This is a genomic window from Ensifer sp. (assembly GCF_035999135.1).
Classification (GTDB): domain Bacteria; phylum Pseudomonadota; class Alphaproteobacteria; order Rhizobiales; family Rhizobiaceae; genus Ensifer.
Genome location: NZ_DASYGZ010000056.1, coordinates 1 through 2,663, shown reverse-complemented (window position 1 = coordinate 2,663; position 2,663 = coordinate 1). Strand labels below are relative to the sequence as shown.

Genomic DNA, 2,663 nt, shown 5'->3' with positions numbered 1-2,663 from the left:
AGGTGAAGTTCGCCCATGCCGGCGATGATCGTCTGGCCGGATTCCTGGTCGGTCTTGACGCGGAACGACGGGTCTTCAGCAGCCAGGCGGTTGAGCGCGAGGCCCATCTTTTCCTGGTCGCCCTTGGACTTCGGCTCGATCGCGATCTGGATGACCGGCTCGGGGAATTCCATGCGCTCGAGGATAACCGGCTTCAGCGGGTCGCAGAGCGTGTCACCCGTCGTGGTTTCCTTGAGGCCCGCCAGAGCAACGATATCGCCTGCGAAGGCTTCTTCGATGTCTTCACGCGAGTTCGAGTGCATCTGCAGCATGCGGCCGACGCGCTCGCGCTTGTCCTTGACCGTGTTCATGACCGACGAGCCCTTTTCGAGCTTGCCCGAGTAGATGCGCGCGAAGGTCAGCGAACCGACGAAGGGGTCGTTCATGATCTTGAACGCAAGCATCGATAGCGGCTCGGCGTCGTCAGCATGACGCTCGATTTCAGCTTCGGTCTTGGCGTCGATACCCTTGATCGCCGGAATGTCGAGCGGCGACGGCAGGTAGTCGACGACGGCGTCGAGCAGCGGCTGTACGCCCTTGTTCTTGAACGCGGTACCGCAGAACATCGGGTGGAACTTCACCTCGATGGTGCCACGGCGAACGAGTTCGCGGATCTTGTCGTTCGACGGCATGTTGCCTTCGAGGTAGGCTTCCATCGCGGCTTCGTCGATCTCGACAACGGTCTCGATCAGCTTTTCGCGATATTCTTCAGCCTTGTCCTTCAGGTCGTCGGGGATTTCGACAACGTCCCACTGTGCGCCGAGGGACTCGTCGCGCCAGACGAGAGCGTTCATCTCGATCAGATCGACAACGCCCTTGAATTCGGTTTCAGCGCCGATCGGCAGCTGCATGACGACGGCGATCGCACCCAGGCGGGTCTTGATCATCTCAACCGAGCGGTAGAAGTCCGCGCCGGTCTTGTCCATCTTGTTGCAGAAGATCATACGCGGAACGTTGTACTTCTCAGCCTGACGCCAGACGGTTTCCGTCTGCGGCTCAACACCGGCGTTGGCGTCGAGCAGCGCGATGGCGCCGTCGAGAACGCGCAGCGAACGCTCGACTTCGATGGTGAAGTCAACGTGGCCGGGGGTGTCGATGATGTTGAAGCGACGAGCCTTGCCGTCACGACCCTTCCAGAAGGTGGTCGTCGCAGCAGACGTGATCGTGATGCCGCGTTCCTGCTCCTGCTCCATCCAGTCCATGGTAGCGGCGCCGTCGTGGACTTCGCCGATCTTGTGGGACTTGCCGGTGTAGTAAAGGATGCGCTCGGTCGTCGTGGTCTTGCCGGCGTCGATGTGCGCCATGATACCGAAGTTACGGTAGTCTTCGATTTTATATTCGCGTGCCATAGTGGACTGCCTCTTGAGACGTTCGCGCCAGAATTACCAGCGATAATGCGAGAACGCACGGTTGGCATCAGCCATCTTGTGCGTGTCTTCGCGCTTCTTCACGGCGCTACCACGGTTGTTCGCTGCGTCCATGAGTTCGCCGCAGAGGCGATCAACCATGGTCGTTTCGTTACGCTTGCGTGCGGCCGTGATCAGCCAACGGATGGCGAGGGCCTGGCGACGCTCCGGACGAACATCGACCGGAACCTGGTACGTTGCACCACCAACGCGGCGCGAACGCACTTCGACGTGCGGCGCAATGTTGTCGAGCGCGGAATGGAATACAGCGATCGGCTCCTGCTTCAGCTTGGTCTGAACCGCATCGAACGCACCGTAAACGATGCTTTCAGCGACCGACTTCTTGCCGTGCAGCATGATGGCGTTCATGAACTTCGTGACGACCAGATCACCGAACTTCGGGTCCGGGTTGATCTCACGCTTTTCTGCTCTGTGACGTCTGGACATACTTTTCGTCTCTTCAAACTGTTTCAGCGCTTTACCACGCGGAGGACCTCGCGCAGCGCCGGGATTTTCAAAACCGAATTACTTCGGACGCTTCGCACCGTACTTCGAACGGCGCTGCTTGCGGTTCTTGACGCCCTGGGTATCGAGAACACCACGGATGATGTGGTAACGAACGCCCGGAAGGTCCTTTACGCGGCCGCCGCGGATCATGACAACCGAGTGCTCCTGAAGGTTGTGGCCTTCACCCGGAATGTAGCCGATGACTTCGAAGCCGTTCGTCAGACGAATCTTGGCGACCTTACGCAGAGCCGAGTTCGGCTTCTTCGGGGTCGTCGTGTAAACGCGGGTGCAAACGCCACGCTTCTGTGGGTTTTCCTGCAGAGCAGGAACCTTATTGCGCTTTACCTGTGCCTGACGCGGCTTACGGATCAGCTGGTTTACGGTAGGCATATACCCATCCCTTGCAAAATCTTGTCACGTTACCCTTGCGGGCGGATCGTTGCCGTCGCCGGCAGTTTCGAACGCCTCATGAAATGCGCAAAACAAGGGCCGATCCGCCTTTTTCGCAGATGGCCCCAAATAAAGCAGAGGACGCACTATCGTGTGCGTCGTGCGTGCAGCATTGTAGTCGTCGGCGTGCGTTTCGAACCTTGTTTGAGGCGAACTCCAGAACGCGACGTTCCGAACCAGCCAGCCTCACATGGGCTCCGATGCGGCGGGGTGTACTGATTTCAAGGCCAACAGTCAAGGGCAATTAAGAAATATTCTGTC

At 58.7% G+C, this 2,663-nt stretch carries 3 protein-coding genes; all 3 read right to left on the bottom strand.

All coding sequences use genetic code 11. The features are described from left to right. A partial coding sequence (gene fusA, locus VGO12_RS05770; protein ID WP_327511771.1) for an elongation factor G occupies positions 1-1,388 on the bottom strand: 1,388 nt, incomplete at its 3' end. A gap of 33 nt (positions 1,389-1,421) precedes the next feature. Next, entirely contained in the window at positions 1,422-1,892 is a 471-nt protein-coding gene (rpsG, locus tag VGO12_RS05765) for a 30S ribosomal protein S7 (protein ID WP_043626305.1), read from the bottom strand. A 78-nt stretch (positions 1,893-1,970) separates the two neighbouring features. Beyond that, complete coding sequence (gene rpsL / locus VGO12_RS05760; protein WP_003507760.1) at positions 1,971-2,342, bottom strand: 30S ribosomal protein S12; 372 nt, start codon at positions 2,340-2,342, stop codon at positions 1,971-1,973. Between the last annotated feature and the right edge of the window lie 321 nt (positions 2,343-2,663).